This is a genomic window from Vibrio sp. D173a (assembly GCF_030248475.1).
Genome location: NZ_JAHGAH010000671.1, coordinates 1 through 1,693, shown reverse-complemented (window position 1 = coordinate 1,693; position 1,693 = coordinate 1). Strand labels below are relative to the sequence as shown.

Genomic DNA, 1,693 nt, shown 5'->3' with positions numbered 1-1,693 from the left:
AATAACCAGTGGAAGTTATCTGGTACGTTGTAGTTATCTGAAACCATGTCTGCACGGTATTGCTCCGCACTGGTGTTCATCACTAAGTCGATAAACTGCTTGAACGTGATGGGTTCTTCGCCAAAAACATAGCCAAATTCTTTACAATCCTCGGATGGTATATTTTCTTGTGAACACCGTGAATAAGGATAATTATTTACGTATTCGATATCCATTGCCCCACCGCCTGAACCGCCAGATTTAAATTCTCCTTGAACTCCAGCACTGGTTGAGAAAGATATAGGTATTCCAATTAAAAATGGCAGAATGGGTGTGCGTGCGAAAGTAATGCTTCTCATTGTGTCTCCTATTTTTATGAATGTGAACTTGTTGATAAATAGCTGATCAATTATTCCGGGCTGTATATGTTTATGTGCCTAATAGTCATATTTTTTAATTAAAATTAACGCTGGGTCTATTTGTTGTTTATGAAAAACTCGTATCTTTTTTAATTTAAATTTAATGTTTCTAAGGTTTGTTTTATAAACTGCAATTTGCGGATCTCTATTTTATATAATCCTTGCTTGTAATATTAATAAACTAAAAATAACCTCACTAAGCCCGTTAAAGATACATATAGAAAAGTACTAGTATGAGAAATGACCTTAATGATATTTAAGTAGATTTAGGTAGAGTTTTAGAATGTTTAAAGATATCTCAAATCATCTTGGTATGCTATACCAAATCACGGGTTGGCATTAGCTAAATATATATTTTAAATATAAACTACCCCTTTGGGGTTGATCTGAAATATCATTAGTAATAAAGTAAATATCGTCCAGTTATTAATTACCAAATTGTTATTAATAACGGTATGACTTTGTCTTTAATCGCATTTTTGTAATTAGTAAATCTTGTCGTTCTTATGGTTGATTAGCTCTCATTGTCTATGAGTAGTGACGGATTTAACGTAATAAAAATTCGTATTAATGACTTATTTGTAAGTTAGATTAACTAATGGGCTACTAATGTTTGTAACCCCATTAAAAGACAATTATAAGTTCAAGGAGAAAGTAGTGAACCTGAATAAAGGTCGAGTTAAAAACTCAAAGAAGAAAAATCAAGGTATTGCATTGATAGAAATGCTGATTGTGATTGGTATTATTGGTCTAATCACAGCGGGTATTGTTGGATTGTCAACTAGCGTTTTCAATGGTATGGATGAATCGAACATCGTATCAAAAATCAACACTATGAAAGGAAAGATTCAGAAAGGGTACAAATCTCAGGGGGATTATGCGGATCTAGACGGTGATTCTCCAGTATTAGAAGCTGAAGATATTGCGACTCCATTTGGTCCAGACTTATTTGCTGACTCCGCAACAGCAAATACGCGAGCAAATGCTGGCGCAGTTATAAAAATCCCTGGGCTAACTGAAGAGTCCTGTAATAATATCTTATCGTCATTAGACCCTACAGCATTTGAGTATATTGCAACGGAAGTTGGTGGTGCTGGAGGCGTTGCTCCTGTGGCTGTTACTGGTGATATAGCCATTTTTAACTCAATAAATGATACAGTAGCAGAGTTTGTAGCGGGCGGAGTTGAAGGCAATGGTACGGTTGGAACTCAATTTACGGTAGGTAATATTGGTGATGCATGTACTGCTTCAGCTGCGAACAACAACGCAATATTAGTCGTTGGGTTTTATTAATC

The 1,693-nt window shown here is 35.3% G+C and carries 2 protein-coding genes; one reads left to right on the top strand and one right to left on the bottom strand.

What is annotated here, in order from left to right; all coding sequences use genetic code 11:
- Nucleotides 1-338, bottom strand: a 338-nt coding sequence (locus KIV40_RS28380; protein WP_285352555.1) for a hypothetical protein, incomplete at its 3' end; no start/stop codon positions are given.
- 717 nt (nt 339-1,055) lie between these two features.
- Between KIV40_RS28380 and KIV40_RS28375 the strand changes: the two genes are divergently transcribed.
- Nucleotides 1,056-1,691, top strand: a complete 636-nt coding sequence (locus KIV40_RS28375) for a prepilin-type N-terminal cleavage/methylation domain-containing protein (protein ID WP_285352554.1) — start codon at nt 1,056-1,058, stop codon at nt 1,689-1,691.
- Nucleotides 1,692-1,693 lie beyond the last annotated feature (2 nt).